This is a genomic window from Turicibacter sanguinis (assembly GCF_013046825.1).
GTDB lineage: Bacteria > Bacillota_I > Bacilli_A > MOL361 > Turicibacteraceae > Turicibacter > Turicibacter sanguinis.
On record NZ_CP053187.1, the window covers coordinates 247,556 to 270,383 of the forward strand.

The window sequence follows — 22,828 nt, forward strand, 5'->3', positions numbered from 1 at the left end:
ATGATATACGCTTATTTTAACGATTATCTTTTTCAAGAAGCAGTATTTTGCTCATTTAAAACTTCTTCAAGTCCTCTAATCATCTCATCCATGATATCTAAAAATTGAATATCACCTTGTGCGGCATAGCCCATTAGTTGTTTAACTTTTTCATTCAAATTGGTCGGATAAATATCGCAACTATCTTCCATGATTTGAATAAGACGCTTTTCCCCCGGATGATAAACTTCATTTATCGCAAAAATGATATCAAAATAACTCGCTAAAAACTTGCTGACTCTTGGTGGAATACTCAACGTGTCTTGGCGAATAATCGCTTGTTCAAGTTGATGATAATAAGAAGAGAAACTATCTTTTAATAGAGGAAAATTTAAATCAATAATATTTTCCTTTAGTTGCTTGGGATAAGTAGTTGCGTACTTTTCATACAACGCTTTTAGGCGTCCCCCTTTATCAAACAAAATGGTGGAATCCATAAAATTACGAATAAAACACGTCGTATAGCCTACCTTTGCTACATGACGTTCCATTACATCATATAATTCCTGCTCAAGTTCTGACAAAATAATAAACGAAACCGTAATCTCAACTGGAAAATCACTCAAGAGAAAATGATCACTTGTGACGAAGGATGGATAATTCATCTCTATTTTTGTCGCATATTTTAAAATTATTTGTCGTCTTTTTTCTTCCGTCAAAGGATTTACTAAATAAACATCTAAATTAATATCCGATAAATCATCTTGTAAACTTGCTGCTTTAGAACCAGCCATCGTTAAACCAACAACTTCTCCTAATTCAGAATAGTCGGCAACAAGTCGATGCAGTATTTCATTTAAATTAATCATCTCTTCCCCTCCATCACTTTGATTTAGATACCCTGACATCTCTTAACATTCATTTTGTTTCTTATAAAAAAACAACTAGTTTCAAGTAGCTGTTTGGATTATTAGTCATTGTAAGAACTCAATTCATTCTATTCTTTATTCCTACTCTTTATGTCCATTTTTGTTTTTTTGCATAAAAAAAAAACAGTATTGAAGTAGAATGCTACTTCAATACTGTTTTACTTAACTTCTGTTTGTTCAATAAAATTATCACTTAACGCACGTTCTAATGCTTTGACATATGAACAATTACAGTTATCACAATTATTACAATACATGACATTGCGTAACTCACGCGGTAAGAAACAACGAATTTCTTCATCGTTATATCCAATTTGAAGACGATGTTTATCGACAATAATCGGGCGTCTTAAAACACTTGGATTCGCAACGATAAAATCTAATAACTCATTAATTGTCATTTCATCTGCATCTAAATTGTTTTCTTTAAATGCTTTTGAGCGAGTTGAAATAATATCTTCAAAACCATTTTCCGTTTTTTCTAAAATATTTTTTATATCTTCTCTTGTAATCTTTGTGACAAAAAGATTTTTTTCAATATATTTAATCCCGTATTCATCTAGCCATTTTTTAGCTTTACGGCATGAAGAACAACTTGGCGATGTATAAATTTCAATCATTTATTATCCCTCCACGATAGTCAAGCACTATCTTCTCTATTGTACAATACACATTAAAGACTGACAACGTATAATATTTAATATTATTAGTTTTACTCCAGCTAGAACTGTTATACATGTCCTATTTCTACCTATTTGTCAAATGATATGATTTATTTCTTTAAAATTGTATCGAACTCATAAGGAAAATACAAGTAAAATATAAAAAATAAATTTAGTTATAAAATAATAAATATTGTTAATCCACATCAAACAACATTTTTCCCAGATAAATACAATTCAACGAACTAAAAAAGGATACATCGATTGTTCTAGATAAGTTTTTCACATTTAGAAAACTTTTACTTTACCTAGCAATTGCCTGTGGCAATCTACGCTTCAACTACTAGATTCATCCACAAAACATCGGATTTCTTCCTTTATATCCAAACAGTTGAGAAAAGTTCAGAGCTCGTTTTACTCGCTACTTAACCTCCGAATCTAATGTCCATCCTTTTATCATGATGCGTTAAAACTCCTTAAAAGGGGCACCATCTACTAATGGCTTGAAGACTAAGTCTGATTATAAAATGATGACGCTTTTCCCGTTTGTATATAGTAAAAAGATGTATCTAATTCGATACATCTTTTTATGATTAAGTTATCGTTCGTTTTGCCAAGTTTTAATTTCTTCAGCTGTTCCAAGGACAAAGTGTCCAGGACTAACTTCTGTCCACTCTCCTGCATAGTAATCCACTTTAGATTTATCATAGACAATACGTTGACGATTACGTTCATAATTTGGATCTGGTAAAGGAATTGCTGATAATAATGAACGAGTATAGGGATGAATCGCACGCTCATAAATATCTTCTGCACTTCCAAGTTCAACTAAGCGTCCTAAGTGCATAACACCAATACGGTCTGAAATATATTTAACCATTGATAGGTCATGCGCAATAAATAAATACGTTAATCCAAATTCTTTTTTAAGCAAGTTCATTAAGTTAACAACCTGTGCTTGAATTGAAACGTCAAGCGCTGAAATTGGCTCATCCGCAATAATAAACTCTGGATTTGTCACTAAGGCACGAGCAATCCCAATACGTTGACGTTGCCCACCTGAAAATTCATGAGGATAACGTCCAGCATGATCTTTACTTAATCCAACTGCTTCTAAAATTCGATAAACTTTTTCTTCACGTTCTTGTTTTGTTTTAGCTAATTTATGAATGTCAATTCCCTCGGCAATAATGTCGATCACACGCATACGAGGATTTAAACATGCCATTGGATCCTGAAAAATCATTTGCATTTTTTGACATACTTCAGCTTTCTCAGCTTTCGATAATTTTTTTGCAATGTTTTTTCCTTTAAAGATAACTTCTCCAGCTGTTGGTTGATATAAACGAATAATACTACGTCCAGTTGTTGATTTTCCTGAACCTGATTCTCCAACTAAACCAAATGTTTCACCTTTATAAATTTTAAATGAAATATCATCAATGGCTTTAACTGTGATATGACGATTAATTTTAAAATACTGTTTTAAATTTTTAACTTCTAATAAAACTTCACGTTCTTGATTACTCATGATCATATCCCCCTTTAGCACGAAGACGTAAAACAGCAGCTGGTGGTGTTACTTTAGGAGCTTGTTCATGTAATAACCAAGTTGCTGCATAATGAGTATCACTTACTTTAAACATGGGTGGTTGTTCCTCAAAATCAATCTTTAAAGCATACTCACTACGAAGTGCAAAAGCATCTCCCTTTGGCGGCGTTAAAAGGTTAGGAGGTGTTCCTGGAATGGCGTATAATAACTCCTCTTTTGTATCTAAATCAGGCATTGACGCCAATAATCCCCAAGTATATGGGTGACAAGAATTATAGAAAATTTCATCACTAGTTCCAATTTCACAAACACGTCCTGCATACATAACAGCGACACGGTCTGCTACATTCGCCACCACTCCTAAGTCGTGCGTGATGAAAATAACAGCAACATTTGTTTTAGCTTGAATTTCTTTAATCAATTCTAAAATCTGTGCTTGGATGGTTACATCAAGAGCTGTGGTTGGCTCATCACAGATTAAAATACGAGGATTACATGCTAAGGCAACTGCAATAACGATACGTTGACGCATCCCTCCTGAGAATTGATGAGGATATTGCTTCATACGCTTGTCTGCATCACTAATTCCAACTAAACTAATTAATTCTTCTGCACGTTTTTTTGCCTCTGCTTTCGAACATTTTTGATGTTTAATAATCGGTTCCATGATTTGTTTTCCAATCGTCATCGTTGGATTTAATGACGTCATTGGATCTTGGAATACCATGGCAATCTCTTTACCACGAACTTGATGATATTCACGCTCTGTTAATTTGGCTAAATCAATTTGTTCCCCTGATTCTTTTGTATATAAGATCGATCCATCTGTTACTTTACCATTTTCAGCAAGAATCCCCATAATGGCTTTTGATGCAACTGATTTCCCTGATCCTGATTCTCCAACGATCGCTAGAGTTTCGCCCTCATGTAGAGTAAAACTCACACCACGAACTGCAGAGACAGGACCTGCAAATGTATCGAATGTAATAGTTAAATCTTCAACATCTAAGATTTTCTTCATGTATTCGTCACCGTCCCTTTCTATTTACCGCGTAAACGTGGGTCTAACGCATCGCGAAGACCATTCGCTAATAAGTTAATCGCAAGCATTAAATACACCATAAAGAATGATGGAATAATCATTAAATATGGATAACTTGTCATAACTTTATTACCGTTACTTAATAATACCCCAAGTGATGACATTGGAATTGGAAGACCTAAACCAATGAATGATAACATCGCCTCAGTTGCAATAGCTCCTGGAATCGAGAAAGTTGCCATAACAACTAATTGTCCGATAATATTTGGGAATAGGTGTTTGAAAATAATACGAGTACTACTTGCTCCAAGTGTTGTTGAAGCCATAACGAACTCTTGATCTTTTAATTTTAAATATTGAGCACGAACGACACGAGCAACTGAAATCCATCCTGTTAAACTCATGGCGATAATTAACGTAATAAATGATGCCTGTACATTAGATAATTTTAAATGTAATAAGCTCTCTATCCCATCAATGAATGGATCTCGAATGGTAATAAAGATAATTAAAACAACGGTTGTTGGAATACTTCCCAAAATTTCTGTAATACGCATCATAACGTTATCAATAGCAGTTCCTCCATAGAATCCAGCGATTGATCCGTATAAAATACCAATTGTAAAGTCAATAATTAATGATAAGAATCCAATTAATAAAGAAACTTGAACCCCTGTCCATAAACGAGTCCAAACATCAAAGCCTAACTCATCTGTACCAAAATAGAAGTATAAATGTTCAATATTGTTTTTAACATAGACATTGACTTTAACTTTTAGCATCTGAACACCATATTGGTCAACGCTACTACTAATAAATTCAAATGAATCTAAATCACTGTACGAAGAGTATTCACTCATTAACTCACTAACAGGTACCGTTTCAGTTGTGCTTGACCCCGTTAACTGAATGGTTACTTCTTTATTTTCTCCCTCACCTGTCCATGAAATAATTTGATAATCATATGGATGATATTTAATTCCTAAGGCTTCAACAAACTCAGCTTTTGTTAAAGGTGAATTTAATTTACTAATGTCTTCAGGTAAATTACTTCCGACCATTAATTCTAGGTTTGTTAAGTCTTTTTTCATTGTTCCATCCGCAATTCCAAGTTTTTCAATTCCTGGAATACGAGGCGGTAAATAATTCAAACGACCTTTTTCAATTGCAACGCCAGTCGATTCTTCAATAATGATTGGAGTTTGATCATAACGAACAGCATTTCCATTTGAGTGTTTTGGTCCAATCATTTGTGCTAAGAATGAAACAACAACTAAAAGAATAATCGCATATAAAGAAATAATTGATGGCTTATTTTGGCGTAAACGGCGGAAAGCATCTTGCCAGAAGTTTAAACTTTCTGTCTTGATTTCATCCCCTTTTGCATGATTTAACTGCGCACGCTCAAATAATTCTGGATCAAATTTCTTAGAAATCATTATTTTCCACCTCCTGCAAGACGAATACGAGGGTCAATAATTCCGTATAAAATATCGATAATTAAGATGACAACAACGTATAAGAAACTATAGAAGAAAGCAATTCCAAGTGTTAAGAAATAGTCATTCATTGTAACCGCATCTAACATTAACTTACTTAATCCTGGTACTCCAAAGAATTGTTCAATAACTAAACTTCCTGTCATAATCGAAATTAACATCGGTCCAATAACTGTAATAACCGGAATTAAGGCATTACGTAAAGCATGACGTGTAATGACTTGTGATTTTGTTAATCCTTTTGCACGTGCTAAAAGAATATAATCTGTATTTAATACTTCAATTAATTCACTTCGCATATATCGCATTAATGATGCAATAACTGGTACTGCTAACGATAAGGATGGTAAAATTAATGATTTAAATTCTGCTAAACGTGTTACCCCACGAATTGGGTCGTATGATTGGTAAAGATAAGGTAACCAACCAAGTTTATTACAAATAAAATATTGTAAGAAAGATGCTAAAACGAAGGATGGAATCGAAACCCCTAGTACAGCAATAATCGTAATTAAATGATCCCAAACCGTGTTTCGGTTCATTGCGGCAATGGCTCCAAGGATAATTCCGACTGTTACCCCAACTACTAAGGCAATAGCCCCTGGTTTAATCGTATATGGAATACGAGATAAAACTAAATCCGATACTTCTTGGTTCTGTAACTTGAATGATGTCCCAAAATCTCCTTTTAACACACCTGTCATATAGCGTGTATATTGCACTGGAACTGGATCATTTAATCCGTATTTATTTTCAAGAATTGTCTTTTGTGCATCTGATAACTTTGGATCTTCAAAAGGTCCACCAGGCATCAGCTGTAATAACAGGAAGTTAACCGTTAAAACTAAAAATAGTGTGATGACGATATAACCAATACGTTTAATAATATATTTAAACATATTTTAACTCTCCCCTTTCTTTTTTAAGTTCAATATGTCTCCCACAACTAGCTATCATAATTTTTTGATTCTTATTAAAAAATAGATTTAAAAAGATTAATACGCATTAACTTTTTTTTAAATCTATTTTTTAAGCTAATTGATTTTAAATAAGCATAAGACTAAATGATTAGCCTTATGCTTGCTATTTGCTATTGAATAAATAGAATTTTTCATTTATTCAATAGCTGTTTTCATGTTTTAAAACTTAAAATTTAATTCACTGAGCTAGAATGATGACTTTTTTAAGCGTCATTTTTACTCAGCAATATCTGTCCACTTGAAGAAGTAGTCAGGTCCTACTTGTTGTGGCCAGTAATTTAATAATTTAGGATCGCGTAATCCAACACTTCCTCGTTGATATAAAGGAATGAAGGCTTGATCTTCACCTAATAAGATTTCTTCTGCATCTGCTAATGCTTTAAAACGTGCTTCTAAATCAGTTACTAAATCACCTGTTTTAGCTGCAGCGATTAATGCATCATATTCTTCATTAGAATAACCTAATTTATTTTGACCATTTCCAGTTGTAAACATATCTAAGAATGTCATTGGATCTGCATAATCAGGAGACCATCCAGACCATACCATATGGTAATCACCTGAAGTCGAACGAGCTAACTTTTCAGCAAATGGTAAAACTGATAACTTGATTGTTAAGTTCTCGTCACCTAAATTAGCCTCTAAGTCATTTTTAATAGCTGCCCCAACTTGAGCGGCACTATCACCTTCGAAGATAATGATTTCTAATTCTAATGCTTGTGTAACCCCTGTCGCTTCACGAGCTGCTGCCCATAATTTTGCTGCTTCTTCAGGATTATAAGAGTTGTATCCATTTGCATTTTCTTCATTTACATTACGGAAATCTACACCTTCATAAGCTGTATCTGCTGGTCCGTAAACAAAGTTTTTAGGTACAAAGTAATCTGCTGGTAATGAACCATTTGCGAATACATTGTCTGTGATAAATGCTTTGTTAATTGCCATATTAATTGCTTTACGAGCATCAGTGTTAGCAAGTAATGTTTTCTCAGGAGTCATAGCACCTTTACCGTTGTTAACTTCTAAGTAGAACATTCCAGTGTCCCCATAAGCAACGGCATCTGGACGTGAACCATAAGTTTGAACGTTAGCACCTGATAAACCAATTGATTGGATTGATCCTTCTAAGTATAATCCAACCGCTGTATTGTTATCGATACCTGGTACAACACGGAAATCTACACCATCTAATGCTACATTTTCACTATCCCAGTAGTTAACATTTTTCTCAATGTAGAAACGTTCAGAAATTTTCCAATCTTTAAATACAAATGGACCATTGTAAATAAAGTTATTAACATTTGTACCAAATTTATCTTCAGTTACTTCATTAACGAACGCTTCATTTACTGGATAGAATGAAGGGAATGCCATTAATGATAAGAAGTATGGCGTTGGAGTTTCTAACTCTACTTTTAATGTGTACTCATCAACTGCCGTTACACCTAATGCATCAATTAATTCAGACATATCAGTACGTGCTGCATCAACTGATGCAAAACCTAATGCTAAAATTGCTTCTTCAGCTGAAGCCATTTTCACTTCTAAGTCAGCTTTAGCTTCATCATATTGAGCTTGTGCTGTTTGTGTATCATTATCTTTATAATCGCTTAATTTTAAAGCTTCTAAATCTGATTTATATGTATCGTAAGATACGATTGATTCTGCTAATCCTAAAGCATCATTAGCTCCTTTGATTCCTGCAGTTTGAATCATGAAGTTATATTGAGCACCACTTGTTGGGTCAATTAGTTTTTTCCAAGAATAAACAAAGTCATTTGCTGTTACAGGAGCATAAACTGATCCATCAGCTTTAACCCAATTTGAATCTTCACGTAATTTGAATGTGTAAGTTAAACCGTCTTCAGAGATTTCCCAAGACTCTGCAGCTCCCGGTTCAATTGATCCGTTTTCTCCAAATACTACTAATCCTTCTAAGATATTTCCAAGCATTAAGAATGAAGCTGAATCTGTTGCAGCCCATGGTACTAATGATGGAATGTTAGAAGTTTGTAATAGTTTTAACACTTTTTTAGACGTTGAGTCTGTTGTTTGTGATTGAGTCGTACTCTCAGTACTCGGTGTTTCAGTTGCATTTTTATCAGATGAACATGCAACTAATCCGAAGGCACAGAAAGCAGCAGCAAACACAGTTAATAATTTCTTATTCATGTTACTTCCCCCTTCAATTTTGTTTCCAAAATTGGAATATTTTGTACCATATTTTGATACTTGTTACTATTTTATAATCGACTCCCCCATTTGTAAATCCCTTTTTCTGGTTTGAAAGCGTTATTTGTTAATAAAAAATAAATATACTGTATAAATTCACTAAAAATACCCAAAATATAAGTTTAAATTTTATAAATTAAATAAAAATGTCCTGAGTTATCTTTACTTTCATACACATTACTGTAAATATCTGTTATAATAGTCTAAAAATTTCAGAGGTGATGAGCTATGACACAAAGATATTCAGTATTTTTTAAATCCATTGCATGGATGCTTGGCATAACGACCTTCTTCTTAATGACACAAAGCATCGTGCGTTTTAACATTTTGGGGGAAATTAAAAGTTTATTTAATCATTTTTCAGTAACAGACTTATCGTTAATTTTCAAACAATTTGTTAGCCACTTTTCACTAATCAATATGATTAACACATTATTCCTAGTTGCACTACTATTTTTCTGCATCTACTGCTTTAAATGGATTTTAGATCAAGGTGCTTTCTATACGTTCCAATATTCATGGCAAAAAACAAAACGTTATGTCCTCTTTTTCTTACCAAAATATTGGCCAACGAAAAAAAATATCGATAAACAAAACGACTATGATGAAGAAACGGGTGAAAAAATTTTTCATACCTTCGAAGAATTCTATGAACATAAACAGGCCTCAAAATGGGAAGACATCAATCAACTCCTTCTTTCCTCAATCGTTTTAGTTATTTTTACAACTATCATTTCATTCATGATTATCTAAAATCACCACAAATAGCGTTACAACTCGACAAAACTTTTTGTTTTAGAATAAGTTCAGATAGATTTTCATGTTTGAATAACTCTTTCTTCACATATGTCTTCAAGGATAGGAGACCCAGTATTAAATATTAAATTGATTGACATTAAAGACATTTCTATTTCCATATAAAAAAGGTGAAGCGACATTAATCGCTTCACCTTTTTACTATTTTATTTTTTCAAATTGTCCCATATAAAGTTGATAGTAATCACCTTTTTGTGCAATCAACTGTGCATGCGTTCCTTTTTCAGAAATCTCACCATTTTTAAGTAATAAGATTTCATCCGCATTGACAATCGTTGATAAACGATGGGCAATAATGAAACTTGTTCGATCTTTTAGTAAAGTCTGAATCGCATCTTGAATAAGCTTTTCTGTTTCAATATCAATTGAAGCTGTCGTCTCGTCTAAGATTAAAATGGCTGGATCAGCAATCAAGGCTCTAGCAAATGAAATTAATTGTTTTTGCCCCGTTGATAAACCTGAACCGCCCTCACCAATGACAGTGTCATAACCATCAGCTGACTCCATAATAAACTCATGTGCATTGACAAGTTTTGCTGCTTCAATGATTTCTTCATCTGTTGCATCCAGCTTTCCATAACGAATATTTTCTTTAATACTTCCACTAAATAGTTGTGGCGTTTGTAGCACATATCCTAAATGAGAATGTAGCCATTCTTGAGATCTTTCGCGATAATCGACACCATCAATTAAAATTTGACCACTCGTTGGTTCATAGAAACGGCAAATCAAGTTAACGATCGTACTTTTTCCAGCACCTGTGGGTCCAACAATCGCTACACTGCTACCAGCTTTCACCTTAAGATTCATATGTTCCATTACTGTTTCACCAGATTTATATTTAAATCCAACATCAATCAGTTCAATATCTCCGTGAAGGGGTTCCCAGTTTTCTTTTTTTAGATTTCCAATTTGCCCATATTTTTTGATAACATCAGGTCGATCAATAATATCAGAGTCCGTGTTAATTAATGAGATAACACGCTCAGCTGATGCTTGAGCATCTTGAAAACGAGTTAATAAGTTGGCAAGTGTTCGAATCGGATCATAAAACAACGTTGAGTAAGAAATAAAGATGACTAAATCTCCGTATGACAATTTTCCATTAAACACGTCGAACCCACCTTTATATAAAATCAAGGCAATTCCTACGCTACCAAGAGCCACGATAATTGGATAATAAACTGCATTAATGATTGACGCTCTAACAGAACCATCGCGCATCTCTTTTGTCAAATGACTAAACTCATCTAAGTTATCATCTTCCGTTACTAATGTTTTCGTTGTCACCGCTCCCGTAATTCCCTCATTAAACGCACCCGTAATTTTAGAGTTCATTTTACGAACACGGCGATATTGTTTTAAAATGCGTGTTTGAAAGAAGTAACTCACAAGCGCTAGAATTGGTAACACGGCAATCGTAATAAGTGCTAATTGCCAGTTCATAATAAACATCGCAATCATGACGAAAATCATGACCATAGTTCCCCAAACAGCGTCCGTTAACCCCCAAGATAAAATTCCGCCAATTCGATTTGTATCTGAAGTTAAACGAGACATCAGCCATCCCACAGATGACGTGTCATAAAATGAAAAAGATAACTCCTGTAATTTCTTAAACGCATCTTGACGAATTCGATAACTAATATGTAATTGTAATCGGTCAGATAACATAATAAATGACCAAACAATAAATCCAAATAGCATAATGACAAGTAAATATAAAATTCCAAATCCTTTTAATCCATCTAAATTCCCCGTTAAAACATATTCATCAATCACCATCCCATTTAATTGAGGAATGGTTGTATCTAAAACAGCAAGTGTAATTGCCGTGATGAATAACAAGATGACATCTCGCTTCGCATCACTCATGTATGAGAGGACCTGTTTCCACGTTTTAAAATCGGCCTTTGTATACTCAGCTTCTTCAAACTCTTTCGCCATTATTACACCCCACTTTCTTCATTCATCAAGTTCAGAACTTCAGCTTCTTTTTGATTTTGAATTTCCCAGAAAGTTTGATATAAGCCTTCTTGATGAATAAGTTCTTCATGTGTTCCTCGTTGAATAATGTGTCCCTTATCTAGCACAATAATTTGATCGGCATCTTTTACCGTGCTGACACGATGCGCAATAATAAAAGTCGTCACATCTTTTGATCGCTCATTTAAGGCGCGACGAATTTCAATATCAGTTTCGGTATCGACTGCACTTAATGAATCATCGAAGATTAAAATAGGACATTCATTAATTAAAGCACGTGCAATTCCAACACGTTGTTTTTGTCCCCCTGATAAAGTAACCCCACGCTCTCCAACGATGGTATCATATCCATTTTCAAAATCTTCAATGACGTGATGAACAGATGCCAGTTTGGCAACGGATTGAATTTCATCTTCATGTGCATCTTTTTTAGCAATGGCAATATTTTGTTTAATTGTTTTTGAATATAAGAATAACTCCTGTAAAACAGCCCCAATATGAGCACGCATCCATTTATGATCGATTTTTTTTAGTTCAACGCCATCAATTTTAATTGAACCTTCCGTATAATCATATAAGCGTAACAATAAGTTCATTAGCGTTGTTTTTCCTGAACCTGTTCGCCCAATAATCGCAATAGTCTGACCTTTTTCGACTTTAAAGCTAATATCTTTTAAAATACGGTCATGATCTTCATATTCAAATCCAACGTGATCAAATTCGATAGATCCCGTGATTTGAGGTTTTTGAAGACCTTCTTCAAATTCAATCGGCTCATTTAATACTTCATTAATCCTTTTGACCGATATCGTCGTTTTTCCAAGATCGGTTAACACGCGTCCAAGTTGTCGAACCGGCCAAATAATCATCGATTCATACGAGATAAAGGCTTGGAGTGTCCCGAGGGTAATTTCACCTTTGATTGTAATATATGCTCCATAGATAATGACGACAGCAATTTGTAAGAAACTTAAAAAGTCTGAACTTGACCAAAAGAGTGCATTTAGTTTGGTCATGACGTAGCTTTTCTCTTTTAACTCTTGATTACGTTTTTCAAATTGTTTAATTTCATATTCTTGGTTGCAGTAAGCTCTGACCACTCGAACCCCCGTTAAGTTTTCTTGTAACGTCGTTGAAAGTCTCGCTTCCGATTCATCGGCTTCTTTAAATGATTGCTTTACTTTTTTAAAGAAGATAAAGCAAAATCCAAATAAAACTGGCGTTAAGCAGACACTGACTAACGCAAACTTGACATTTAAAGATAACATAAACGAGAAGATAATAATAAAAATTAAAACGGCATATCCCATCTCCACAAGTTGAGAGGATAAAAATAGGCGTATCGTGTCAATATCTGATGTACAACGTTGAATTAAGTCCCCTGTTTCAACGCGCTTATGATACATAAAAGATAATTGTTGGATATGATGATACATTTTATCTTTTAAATTTTTCGCTAAATTTTCTGAAGCTTCTGCTGACCATTTTGCCTTTAAAAAGTTAAATAAGGCATTAATCACTGTAAATATCATAATTAAAGCTCCACACATTAATAACTGTCCTTTAAAACTTGAGACAGATAAAACAATATCCGATATAAAGGTTGGATTCCCTTCAGTTGTTTGTTTAATAACCATGTCAATCGCTGTTTGGCTGACCAGTGGAATTAACGTTGAAAACACAATTCCAAATGCAGTTGCCATTAAGGCTCCGACTACTTTTAGTCGTTGCCCTTCCATCCATTTAAAAATACTTTTAAACTCTTGCATCTTCCTCACCTGACTTTCTTAAACTACTTATGCAAGACTCCCTCTAAACTTTTAATGTAAAACCACTTTAAAATCATTTAATTTATTCATTATGATCGCCCCTTAATTATTCAAAATAACCATCATTTACCCATTATACACACTTTACTAAAATATGGAAGATGTTAATTCAAACATTTTCATTATTTTTAAAATCACATAGATTAAACAAAAAAAAGAGGTCTCAGAAGACCTCCTTTAATTATCATTTCTATTTTATTGTTCTAACATAATATCTTGAGTTTCTACAACGACCTCTGCTGTTTCAATTTCGTCATTTTCTACTAATGGCGTGACTTCCTCAATCAATTGTGAAGGCATTGGCACCGTATTAACAAAAGCGCACACTTTTTGAATTAAAAAACCAAGTCCCCCTAGACAACTTGCGTAAAAAGCATATGGTGTGACATTTGCCATATAATAATTCACAACATCTGATAAACTATCAGATATCACAAATCCCTGCTCCACAATTGAAGCCACATAAGCATAACAAGCATACACTTGATAAGCTCCAAATCCAAGCATAATAATCGCTAATAAATATAAGACAACTGACACCTTCGAAACTTTTTTAATATTTTTCATTGTATAAAACCCTTCTTATATTTTTGCTACCCCTTAAGACTCTATTCTATATAAGTCCAGATAAGTTTTTCACACTTGTAAAAATTTTAACTGGACTATAGTGACGCCTAAGTGTCAAAAAGACTTCAGTACTAATACTGAGACTCATTTATAATAGTGAAATACATTTCTGTTTGTATATATATAACGAACTATTTTTTAGTATACGTGATAACCCTTAAATTTATCTTAAAGTTTAAATAATGAAAAAACTCATAAAATCAATTTGATTTCATGAGTTTTTTGAATTTATTTTTCGAATTTTAAAACAATTTCTCCATCTTGTACATCAACAACCACCGTTGTATCCATTTCAATCTGACCTGCGATTAAAGCACGTGCTAATTTTGTTTCAATCGTACGTTGAATGAATCGTTTTAATGGACGTGCTCCGTACACAGAGTCAAATCCAGCACTTGCAACATACTCATGAGCAGCATCCGTTAACACGACATGAATTCGTTGCTCTGTTAAACGGGCATTTAACTGTGCAATAAATTTATCCACGATTTGATAAATAATAGATGATGATAATGGATTAAATGTAATGATTTCATCAATTCGGTTTAATAATTCTGGTTTAAAGTATTCACGTAAAACGTCAAGCACTTGTTCTTGAGCCTGTTCAAAGTCAGGATTTTCAAGCAAGATATGTGATCCAATATTTGATGTCATAATAATGATTGTATTTTTAAAGTCAACTGTTCGTCCTTGTGAGTCTGTAATACGTCCATCGTCAAGGATTTGAAGAAGAATATTGAAGACATCTGGATGTGCTTTTTCAATTTCATCAAGTAAAACAATTGAATAAGGTTTACGACGAACTGCTTCTGTTAATTGTCCACCTTCTTCATAACCAACATAACCTGGAGGAGCTCCGACTAAACGAGAGACAGCATGTTTTTCCATGTATTCACTCATATCAATTCGCACAATATGCTCTTCACTATCAAATAAGAATTCAGCTAAAGCTTTTGCAATCTCAGTTTTACCAACCCCAGTAGGTCCAAGGAATAAGAATGAACCGATTGGACGATGTGGATCTTTGATTCCGGCACGCGCACGAATAATGGCATCTCCTACTAAATCAATCGCCGCATCTTGTCCCATAACACGACGTCTTAAATCCTCTTTTAAATTTAATAATTTTTCACGTTCTCCTTGCACAAGTTTCGCAACTGGAATACCTGTCCAACGAGAAATAATTTCACCAATCTCTTCTTCTGTGACATTTTCACGAAGTAATCGATTTTCTTTTCCAGCCTCATCTTGTTGCATGGCTTCTACTTCAGCAATTTGTTTTTCAAGTCCTGGAATTTTACCATATTGTAATTCCGCTGCTTTTTCATATTCACCACGAGCTTGAGCATCTTCTAATTGACGGCGAGCAAGTTCAAGTTCTTTTTTCAAATCGGCAACCCCATGAATCGCTTGTTTTTCTTTTTCCCATTGTAATTTTAAAACATTTAATTCATCTTTTAAGTCCGCTAATTCTTTTTGAAGGGTATGAAGACGTTGTTTACTGAATTCGTCTGTTTCTTTTTTTAACGCTGCTTCTTCAATTTCTAACTGCATGACACGACGGTTAATGCGATCAAGTTCTTCTGGTAATGAGTCAATCTCAGTACGAATTGTTGCACAAGCCTCATCAATTAAATCAATTGCTTTATCTGGTAAAAAGCGGTCAGTTATGTAACGATCTGATAGCGTAGCGGCTGCTACAATAGCACGGTCTGAAATACTCACACGATGATGTACTTCAAAACGATCTTTTAATCCACGTAAAATCGAAACAGTATCTTCAACCGTTGGTTCATTAACTTGAACTTTTTGGAATCGGCGTTCAAGTGCCGGATCTTTTTCGATGTATTCACGATATTCTTTTAATGTTGTCGCCCCAATGCAGTGTAATTCACCACGAGCAAGTAATGGTTTTAATAAATTTCCTGCATCCATTGCTCCATCTGTACGACCTGCACCGACAATGGTATGAATTTCATCAATAAATAAAATGATACGTCCATCGCTATTTTTCACTTCATTTAAGACAGCTTTTAAACGTTCCTCAAACTCACCACGGTACTTAGCTCCCGCTACTAAGGCAGCTAAATCAAGTTCAAAAATCACTTTATCTTTTAAACTTTCGGGAACATCTTGGCGAACAATACGTTGAGCAAGACCTTCGACAATTGCTGTTTTCCCAACCCCAGGTTCACCAATTAAAACTGGGTTATTTTTAGTTTTACGAGAAAGAATACGAATCGCACGACGAATTTCTTCATCACGTCCAATAACCGGATCAATTTTTCCTGATTTCACATCTTCAACTAAATCGCGTCCGTATTTTTCTAACACTTCATAAGTTGCTTCTGGATTTTGTGTCATCACTCGTGAATTCCCCCTTATCTGTGAAATAACTTCTTTTAATTGTTTTTCATTTAAATTATATTTTTTAATGAGCTGTTTCATCTCATAATCTTTCGATTCAAGCATTGCTAGTAACACATGTTCAACTGATAAATAATCATCTTTCCATGCACGAGCATAATCATCTGCTTTTAAAAGAGCGCGATTCAAATCAGCTGATACATACGGTTCGGCTGAACTTCCTGTTACACTTGGTTTTTTATTTAAAATCTGTTTTAAATCTTTTACAATCTCTTGAACGGGATACCCTAGCTTCACAAATACACGTGAGGCTAACCCTTCAGAATCTTGTAATAAAGAACTTAGTAAATGCGCTGTATCAATCTCTTGGTGGTTTAATGAAGTTGCAAGAGACTGAGCATTAACTAAACCCTGTTGTAACTTTTCAGTCATTTTATTAATATTCATAATTCTTCACTCCATTCTTCATAGTCATTATATGCTGACATCATTATCATATCACAACTTTAGCACTCGTTCAATAAGAGTGCTAATAATTTTATGCGTTATGTTTAGGAATTTATGTATACTAAAGGATAAAACTTCATAATTTAGGAAAAGTGGCTGATGATGAAACCTACTGTCGTTTTGAAATTCGATTAATCTATGCTATTATATTAACTAAGCCGGAGGTGTTAAAATGGAGAACAAAAAATTAATCGTAACAGATTTGGATGGGACTGCTTTACAAAGCTGGGAATCACTCGATCCTAAAACAAAAGAAGCTTTAATGAAAGCTAAAGAAGAAGGTCATATCGTTGTCATTGCAACAGGACGACCAGCTCGTGCTTCATTACATTTTTATAAAGAATTAGGTCTCGATACACCTATTATTAACTTTAATGGAGCATATATACATCATCCTGAAGATGATTCATTTGAAGATATCTTAGCTCAAATTCCAACAGAAGTTATTATTACATTATTCGATTCAGAATTACAAAATTACATCGTCAATGCATTTTGTGAATACAAAGATCACTTATATGTTTTACATCAAGGTGATACAATCCGTGATTGGTTCCATATTGACACCTGTACGTCAGTTAAATTTGGACCATTTAAAGAAACATTAGATGAGCATCCAAATGGCTTCTTACTTGAAACGAAAAAAGGAATGGCAGAAGAAGTCATGGCCTTTTTACGTGAACATTACTCTGATATCATTACATGCCGTAACTGGGACGGAGACAATGATAATATTATCGAAGTCTTTAAATCAGATACGAATAAAGCAACAGCAATTGAAAAACTAGCAAAATATTATAATATTGAGCCAAAAGATATCATCGCCTTTGGAGATGGAGATAACGATATTGAAATGTTAATGTATGCCGGAGTTGGGGTTGCCATGGACAATGCCATTGACAAATTAAAAGAAGCAGCCAATACCACAACCAAATCAAACAAAGAGAGTGGTGTTGCTCACTATTTAGAACAATACATCTTAACAAAATAACAAAAAAAGCATTCTCAATTTTGATGAGAATGCTTTTTTATTATAATATCTATCTAGTTTTAATATTTTATTCAAGCTGACATACTATGCGATAATCTATCATCATTTTTGGCAACTCAAACCCAATATAAAAAATCCCTCCAACGAAATAGTCTTCAGAGGGATTTTAAATTTCATTATTTTACAACAATATTGACTAATTTTCCTGGTACCGCGATTACTTTCACGATTTCTTTTCCAGAAATAAAGTTTTGAACATTTTCGTTTGCCATTGCTACTTCTTGCATTTCTTCTTTAGAAATCGTAGCCGGCACTTCGATACGTCCACGTAATTTACCGTTAACTTGCGCGATAATTGTAATCGTATCAGAAACTAATTTTGCTTCGTCATATGTTGGCCATGCTTCATATGTCATTGTCTCTTCATGTCCTAAAACTGACCAGATTTCTTCTGTCATATGCGGAGCGATTGGATTTAATAATTTGACGAATCCTTCTACATATTCACGAGGAATACTTGTTGCTTTATATGATTCGTTAATGAAGATCATCATTTGAGCGATAGCTGTATTGAAGCTTAATTTTTCATAATCTTCTGTGACTTTCTTAACTGTTTCATTGTAAACTTTATCTAATTTACCATCATTTTCAGCCACTACTTTTTCAGCTAATGTGTGCTCAGGAGTCACGAATAAACGCCAAACTCGATCTAAGAATCGACGGCTTCCATCTAACCCTTCTGTTGACCAGGCAATCGCAGCATCAAGTGGTCCCATGAACATTTCATATAAACGTAATGTATCTGCACCATGTGATTCTACGATATCATCTGGGTTTACAACGTTTCCTTTAGATTTAGACATTTTTTCATTATTTTCACCTAAAATCATTCCTTGGTTGAATAAACGTTGGAATGGTTCTTTCGTTTCAACAATTCCTAAATCGTATAATACTTTATGCCAGAAACGTGCGTATAATAAGTGTAAAACGGCATGCTCTGCTCCACCAATGTATAAATCAACTGGTAACCATTCTTTTAATAATTGTTTTGCTTCTTCTGTATTTAATCCCACATAGTCATTTTCTTGTTTTAAGATATATCCGATGTAGTACCAGCAGCTTCCTGCCCATTGTGGCATAGTATTTGTTTCACGACGACCTTTAACTCCGTCTTCACGTACAACTTCTAACCATCCTTTCGCATTTGCAAGTGGAGATTCTCCAGTTCCAGATGGTTTAATGTTATCCATAACCGGTAACTCGAGTGGTAATTGGTCTGCCTCTAAAACTGACATTGTTCCATCTTCCCACATAATAACTGGGAATGGTTCTCCCCAATAACGTTGACGAGAGAATAACCAGTCACGTAATTTATAGTTAACTTTACGAGATCCTTTTTGATTTTCTTCTAACCAATTAATGACAGCAGCTTTTGCATCTGTATTGTTCATTCCATTGATAAAGTCAGAATTAATGTGTGCAGCATCTCCTGTGAAGGCACCTTCTGTCATATCACCTTCTAAAACAGCTTTCATTGGTAAATCATATTTTTTAGCAAATTCAAAATCACGTTCATCATGTGCAGGGACCGCCATAACAGCTCCTGTACCGTAGCTTGCTAATACGTAATCTCCAATCCAGATTGGAACTAAATCTCCTGTGATTGGGTGAATCGCATAAGCACCTGTTGCAACACCTGATTTTTCTTTATTTAATTCTGTACGCTCTAAATCTGATTTTGCTTTAGATGCTTCTTGGTACGCTTCAACTGATGCACGGCACTCATCGCTTGTAATCACTGATACTAATGGATGTTCTGGTGCTAATACCACATAAGTCACACCAAATACTGTATCCGGGCGAGTTGTAAATACATCGAATGATTCTTCGTGACCCTCAATTTTAAAGTTAATTAAAGCCCCTTCACTTTTCCCGATCCAGTTGCGTTGCATATCTTTAATGCTTTCAGTCCAATCAAGACCATCTAAATCTTCAAGTAAACGCTCAGCGTAGTGTGTAATTTTAAGAACCCATTGTTTCATAGGCTTTTTGATGACTGGATGCTCTCCACGTTCAGACACCATTTTACCATCGACATTTAAAACTTCTTCATTTGCTAAAACAGTTCCTAACCCTTCACACCAGTTAACTTCGATATCTTTAATCTCAGCTAATCCCATATTATATAATTGAGTAAAAATCCATTGTGTCCATTTGTAGTATTTTGGATCTGTTGTATTTAACTCTTTATCCCAATCATATGAGAAGCCTAATGATTGAATTTGGTTACGGAATGTATTGATATTGATATCTGTAAATTCACGAGGATCATTTCCTGTGTTTAATGCATATTGCTCAGCAGGTAAACCGAATGCATCCCATCCCATTGGATGTAAAACGCGGTATCCTTGCATACGTTTCATACGAGATACGATATCAGTCGCTGTATATCCTTCAGGGTGACCAACATGTAACCCTGCTCCTGATGGATATGGGAACATATCTAATGCATAAAATTTAGGTTTTGACTTGTCTTCAGACGTTTTGAATGTCTTATTTTCAAGCCAATAGTTTTGCCACTTTTTCTCGATTTGTTTGTGTTCAAATGCCATGACGAATTCCTCCTGTGGGCTCATCCGTTGAAAAAAGATTCTCTTCTTTAAAGACTTTCTCCAGTTTTTGAGCAAATTTTTATTGTAGTCTAAATTTGACTTTTTAAAAGCAAATTCAGATGAACGATAACCTGTTCAATGCATAACTTATAATCCCAATTATTAGAAATAACTCCTAATAATTTGTGTCTATTACTTTTTTTTATACCTTAATAAAGGAAAGGTCTTCATTTTAAGGCATAAAAAAAAGTACCCTGAAAGTTCTAAGGACGTCATAAACGCGGTACCACCTTAGTTGTAAGACAAAAAACCAGTCTTACCTCTCCATTCTTTTAACGCAAGAAATACGGCAGCCATTACTAAAGTTTCACAACTGCAACTCCAAGGTGAGTTCACAAGTGTTCTGTGCGAATTTCCACCAACCATTCGCTCTCTAAAACAGACATCCTTACTACTAGTCCTCTTCATAGCTTTATAAGTTATTATAAGAAAGATTATATCAAAACTTTCATAAAATACAACATTTTTTAATAATTCTACGATAAAAACCGTGTTAAATTTCAAAGATTTTGTTCAGTATGATAAAATAATGAAAGAGAGATGACTAAATGCCTAATAAATCTGATCCTTCACTCTAGATTGACTTAGGCTAAGATTCATAAACATACGACGATATATTAGATTAGATAGGAGACGTTATCATGGATAATCCTTTTCAATATTCTTATTCAGACAAACGATATCACACGTTAAATTATCATTTACGTGAAAAATATAATCAAAAAATCTTTAAGGTTATGATCAATGCTGGATTTACATGTCCGAATATTGATGGTACTGTCAAGTACGGTGGATGTACGTTTTGTAGTACAAAAGGAAGTGGAGACTTCGCCGGAAAACCTGAAGATGATTTAAAAACACAATTTAATTCAGTGCGCGAAATGATGCATCAAAAATGGCCTGAAGCGGGATATATCGCCTACTTCCAAGCTTTTACCAATACTCATGCTCCCGTTGAGGTGTTAAAACGAAAATACGAAGCCGTTTTAGAATGTGATCCGAATATTGTCGGACTTTCAATCGGAACGCGTCCAGATTGTTTACCAGATGATGTGGTTGAGTATCTAGGTGAGTTAAATCAACGCGTGAATTTATGGGTTGAACTGGGGCTTCAAACGATGCACGATCAAACTGGAAAATTAATTAATCGCGGGCATGATTTTAAAACGCTTGTCGAGGGAGTTGAAAAACTTCGCAAACATAACATCGATGTGATTATCCATATTATTAATGGATTACCAGGAGAAACACGTGAAATGATGCTTGAAACAGCAAAAGCTGTTGCGAAACTTGACGTTCAAGGAATTAAGATTCACTTACTCCATGTCATCGATGGAACACCAATGCACAAAATGCTTGATAAAGGAATGCTTCAATTGATGGATAAAGATGAATACATCGATTTAGTCGTCGATCAATTAGAAATTCTACCACCTGAAATGGTCATTCATCGCTTAACGGGCGATGCCGTACGTGAAGAATTAATTGGTCCAATGTGGAGTTTAAAAAAATGGGAAGTCTTAAATGCGATTGATGCTCGTTTGAAAGAACGTCATACATACCAAGGACGTCTGTATAAGAAGGAGGAAGTGTAATGGCTCTAACACTTGAACGCGTCTTACCTTTCTCAAAGTCTCTATTGGAAAAAATTGTCTCTGCCGGAGAAACAGTAATCGACGCCACAGCTGGTAATGGATACGACACCTTATTTTTGGCAAAACTTGTTGGGGAGTCTGGTAAAGTATTTAGTTTTGATGTCCAACAAGAGGCCATCGATAGTACGAAGGCAAAACTTGAGGAAGCAAAACTTGAGAATGTTTCATTAATCCTTGATGGGCATCAACATGTTTTAAATTATGTCACGGAAGAAATCAGTGCAGCCATCTTCAACTTAGGGTATTTACCTGGTAGCGATCAATCGATTACAACGACTGGTGAAACAACGTGGAAAGCTGTGACTGATATGTTATCGCTACTTAAGAAAAATGGACTGATTATTTTAGTGATTTATCACGGACATGAAGAAGGAAAAGTTGAACGTCATTTTTTAGAAGACTGCTTAGCCACACTTGATTCAGGAACGACACAAGTTTTACAGTATCAGTTTGTCAATCGCCCTACTGCCCCATTTATTGTAGCCATTGAAAAAGTGCGATAA

The 22,828-nt window shown here is 34.5% G+C and carries 16 protein-coding genes and 1 other annotated feature; of the genes, 4 read left to right on the forward strand and 12 right to left on the reverse strand.

Features of this window, described 5'->3' with window-relative positions:
- Window positions 1-32: 32 nt before the first annotated feature.
- The 7 genes from HLK68_RS01420 to HLK68_RS01450 all read right to left on the reverse strand — a co-directional run bounded on the left by HLK68_RS01420 (window position 33) and on the right by HLK68_RS01450 (window position 8,815).
- Window positions 33-848, reverse strand: coding sequence for a DUF4037 domain-containing protein (locus HLK68_RS01420; RefSeq protein ID WP_006783752.1), 816 nt, complete (start codon window positions 846-848; stop codon window positions 33-35).
- Window positions 849-1,066: 218 nt separating this feature from the next.
- Complete coding sequence (locus HLK68_RS01425) at window positions 1,067-1,528, reverse strand: Spx/MgsR family RNA polymerase-binding regulatory protein (RefSeq protein WP_006784306.1); 462 nt, start codon at window positions 1,526-1,528, stop codon at window positions 1,067-1,069.
- 640 nt (window positions 1,529-2,168) lie between these two features.
- On the reverse strand, window positions 2,169-3,101 hold the full coding sequence (locus HLK68_RS01430; RefSeq protein ID WP_006784305.1) for an ABC transporter ATP-binding protein: 933 nt from the start codon (window positions 3,099-3,101) through the stop codon (window positions 2,169-2,171).
- A complete protein-coding gene (locus HLK68_RS01435; protein ID WP_006784304.1) occupies window positions 3,094-4,143 on the reverse strand; it encodes an ABC transporter ATP-binding protein in 1,050 nt (349 codons plus the stop codon). The genes HLK68_RS01430 and HLK68_RS01435 overlap by 8 nt, the downstream gene beginning before the upstream one ends.
- A gap of 20 nt (window positions 4,144-4,163) precedes the next feature.
- The gene (locus HLK68_RS01440) at window positions 4,164-5,603 is read right to left on the reverse strand and encodes an ABC transporter permease (RefSeq protein ID WP_006784303.1); all 1,440 of its coding nucleotides are present in this window, start codon (window positions 5,601-5,603) and stop codon (window positions 4,164-4,166) included.
- Window positions 5,603-6,562, reverse strand: a complete 960-nt coding sequence (locus HLK68_RS01445) for an ABC transporter permease (protein WP_006784302.1) — start codon at window positions 6,560-6,562, stop codon at window positions 5,603-5,605. Before HLK68_RS01445 ends, HLK68_RS01440 begins: the two co-directional genes overlap by 1 nt.
- A 297-nt stretch (window positions 6,563-6,859) precedes the next feature.
- Complete coding sequence (locus HLK68_RS01450) at window positions 6,860-8,815, reverse strand: peptide ABC transporter substrate-binding protein (RefSeq protein ID WP_009606821.1); 1,956 nt, start codon at window positions 8,813-8,815, stop codon at window positions 6,860-6,862.
- Between the two features lie 288 nt (window positions 8,816-9,103).
- On the opposite strand from HLK68_RS01450, the gene HLK68_RS01455 reads away from it, so the two are divergent.
- Window positions 9,104-9,628: a DUF3899 domain-containing protein gene (locus HLK68_RS01455; protein ID WP_006784300.1), complete on the forward strand. Its 525-nt coding sequence runs from the start codon at window positions 9,104-9,106 to the stop codon at window positions 9,626-9,628.
- A 204-nt stretch (window positions 9,629-9,832) separates the two neighbouring features.
- On the opposite strand, the gene HLK68_RS01460 is transcribed toward HLK68_RS01455, so the two are convergent.
- The 4 genes from HLK68_RS01460 to clpB form a co-directional block, all read right to left on the reverse strand.
- Window positions 9,833-11,638, reverse strand: a complete 1,806-nt coding sequence (locus tag HLK68_RS01460) for an ABC transporter ATP-binding protein (protein ID WP_132942875.1) — start codon at window positions 11,636-11,638, stop codon at window positions 9,833-9,835.
- 2 nt (window positions 11,639-11,640) lie between these two features.
- On the reverse strand, window positions 11,641-13,446 hold the full coding sequence (locus tag HLK68_RS01465) for an ABC transporter ATP-binding protein (RefSeq protein WP_009606834.1): 1,806 nt from the start codon (window positions 13,444-13,446) through the stop codon (window positions 11,641-11,643).
- Between the two features lie 255 nt (window positions 13,447-13,701).
- Window positions 13,702-14,073, reverse strand: coding sequence for a hypothetical protein (locus HLK68_RS01470; protein WP_055164896.1), 372 nt, complete (start codon window positions 14,071-14,073; stop codon window positions 13,702-13,704).
- Window positions 14,074-14,361: 288 nt separating this feature from the next.
- Window positions 14,362-16,947 (reverse strand): ATP-dependent chaperone ClpB, encoded by a 2,586-nt coding sequence (gene clpB / locus HLK68_RS01475; protein WP_006784296.1) that lies wholly within the window; start codon window positions 16,945-16,947, stop codon window positions 14,362-14,364.
- Between the two features lie 232 nt (window positions 16,948-17,179).
- Between clpB and HLK68_RS01480 the strand changes: the two genes are divergently transcribed.
- Window positions 17,180-17,998 carry a Cof-type HAD-IIB family hydrolase gene (locus tag HLK68_RS01480; protein WP_006784295.1) on the forward strand — a complete coding sequence of 273 codons (819 nt, stop codon included), beginning with the start codon at window positions 17,180-17,182 and terminating at the stop codon, window positions 17,996-17,998.
- Between the two features lie 176 nt (window positions 17,999-18,174).
- Here the strand turns inward: HLK68_RS01480 and leuS are convergent, their stop codons facing one another.
- Window positions 18,175-20,610, reverse strand: coding sequence for a leucine--tRNA ligase (leuS, locus tag HLK68_RS01485; protein WP_006783417.1), 2,436 nt, complete (start codon window positions 20,608-20,610; stop codon window positions 18,175-18,177).
- 262 nt (window positions 20,611-20,872) lie between these two features.
- Window positions 20,873-21,087, reverse strand: a binding site (T-box leader).
- Between the two features lie 224 nt (window positions 21,088-21,311).
- Between leuS and HLK68_RS01490 the strand changes: the two genes are divergently transcribed.
- Both HLK68_RS01490 and HLK68_RS01495 read left to right on the forward strand, forming a co-directional pair.
- Window positions 21,312-22,265, forward strand: coding sequence for a TIGR01212 family radical SAM protein (locus HLK68_RS01490; RefSeq protein ID WP_006783418.1), 954 nt, complete (start codon window positions 21,312-21,314; stop codon window positions 22,263-22,265).
- The gene (locus tag HLK68_RS01495) at window positions 22,265-22,828 is read left to right on the forward strand and encodes a tRNA (mnm(5)s(2)U34)-methyltransferase (RefSeq protein ID WP_006783419.1); all 564 of its coding nucleotides are present in this window, start codon (window positions 22,265-22,267) and stop codon (window positions 22,826-22,828) included. Before HLK68_RS01490 ends, HLK68_RS01495 begins: the two co-directional genes overlap by 1 nt.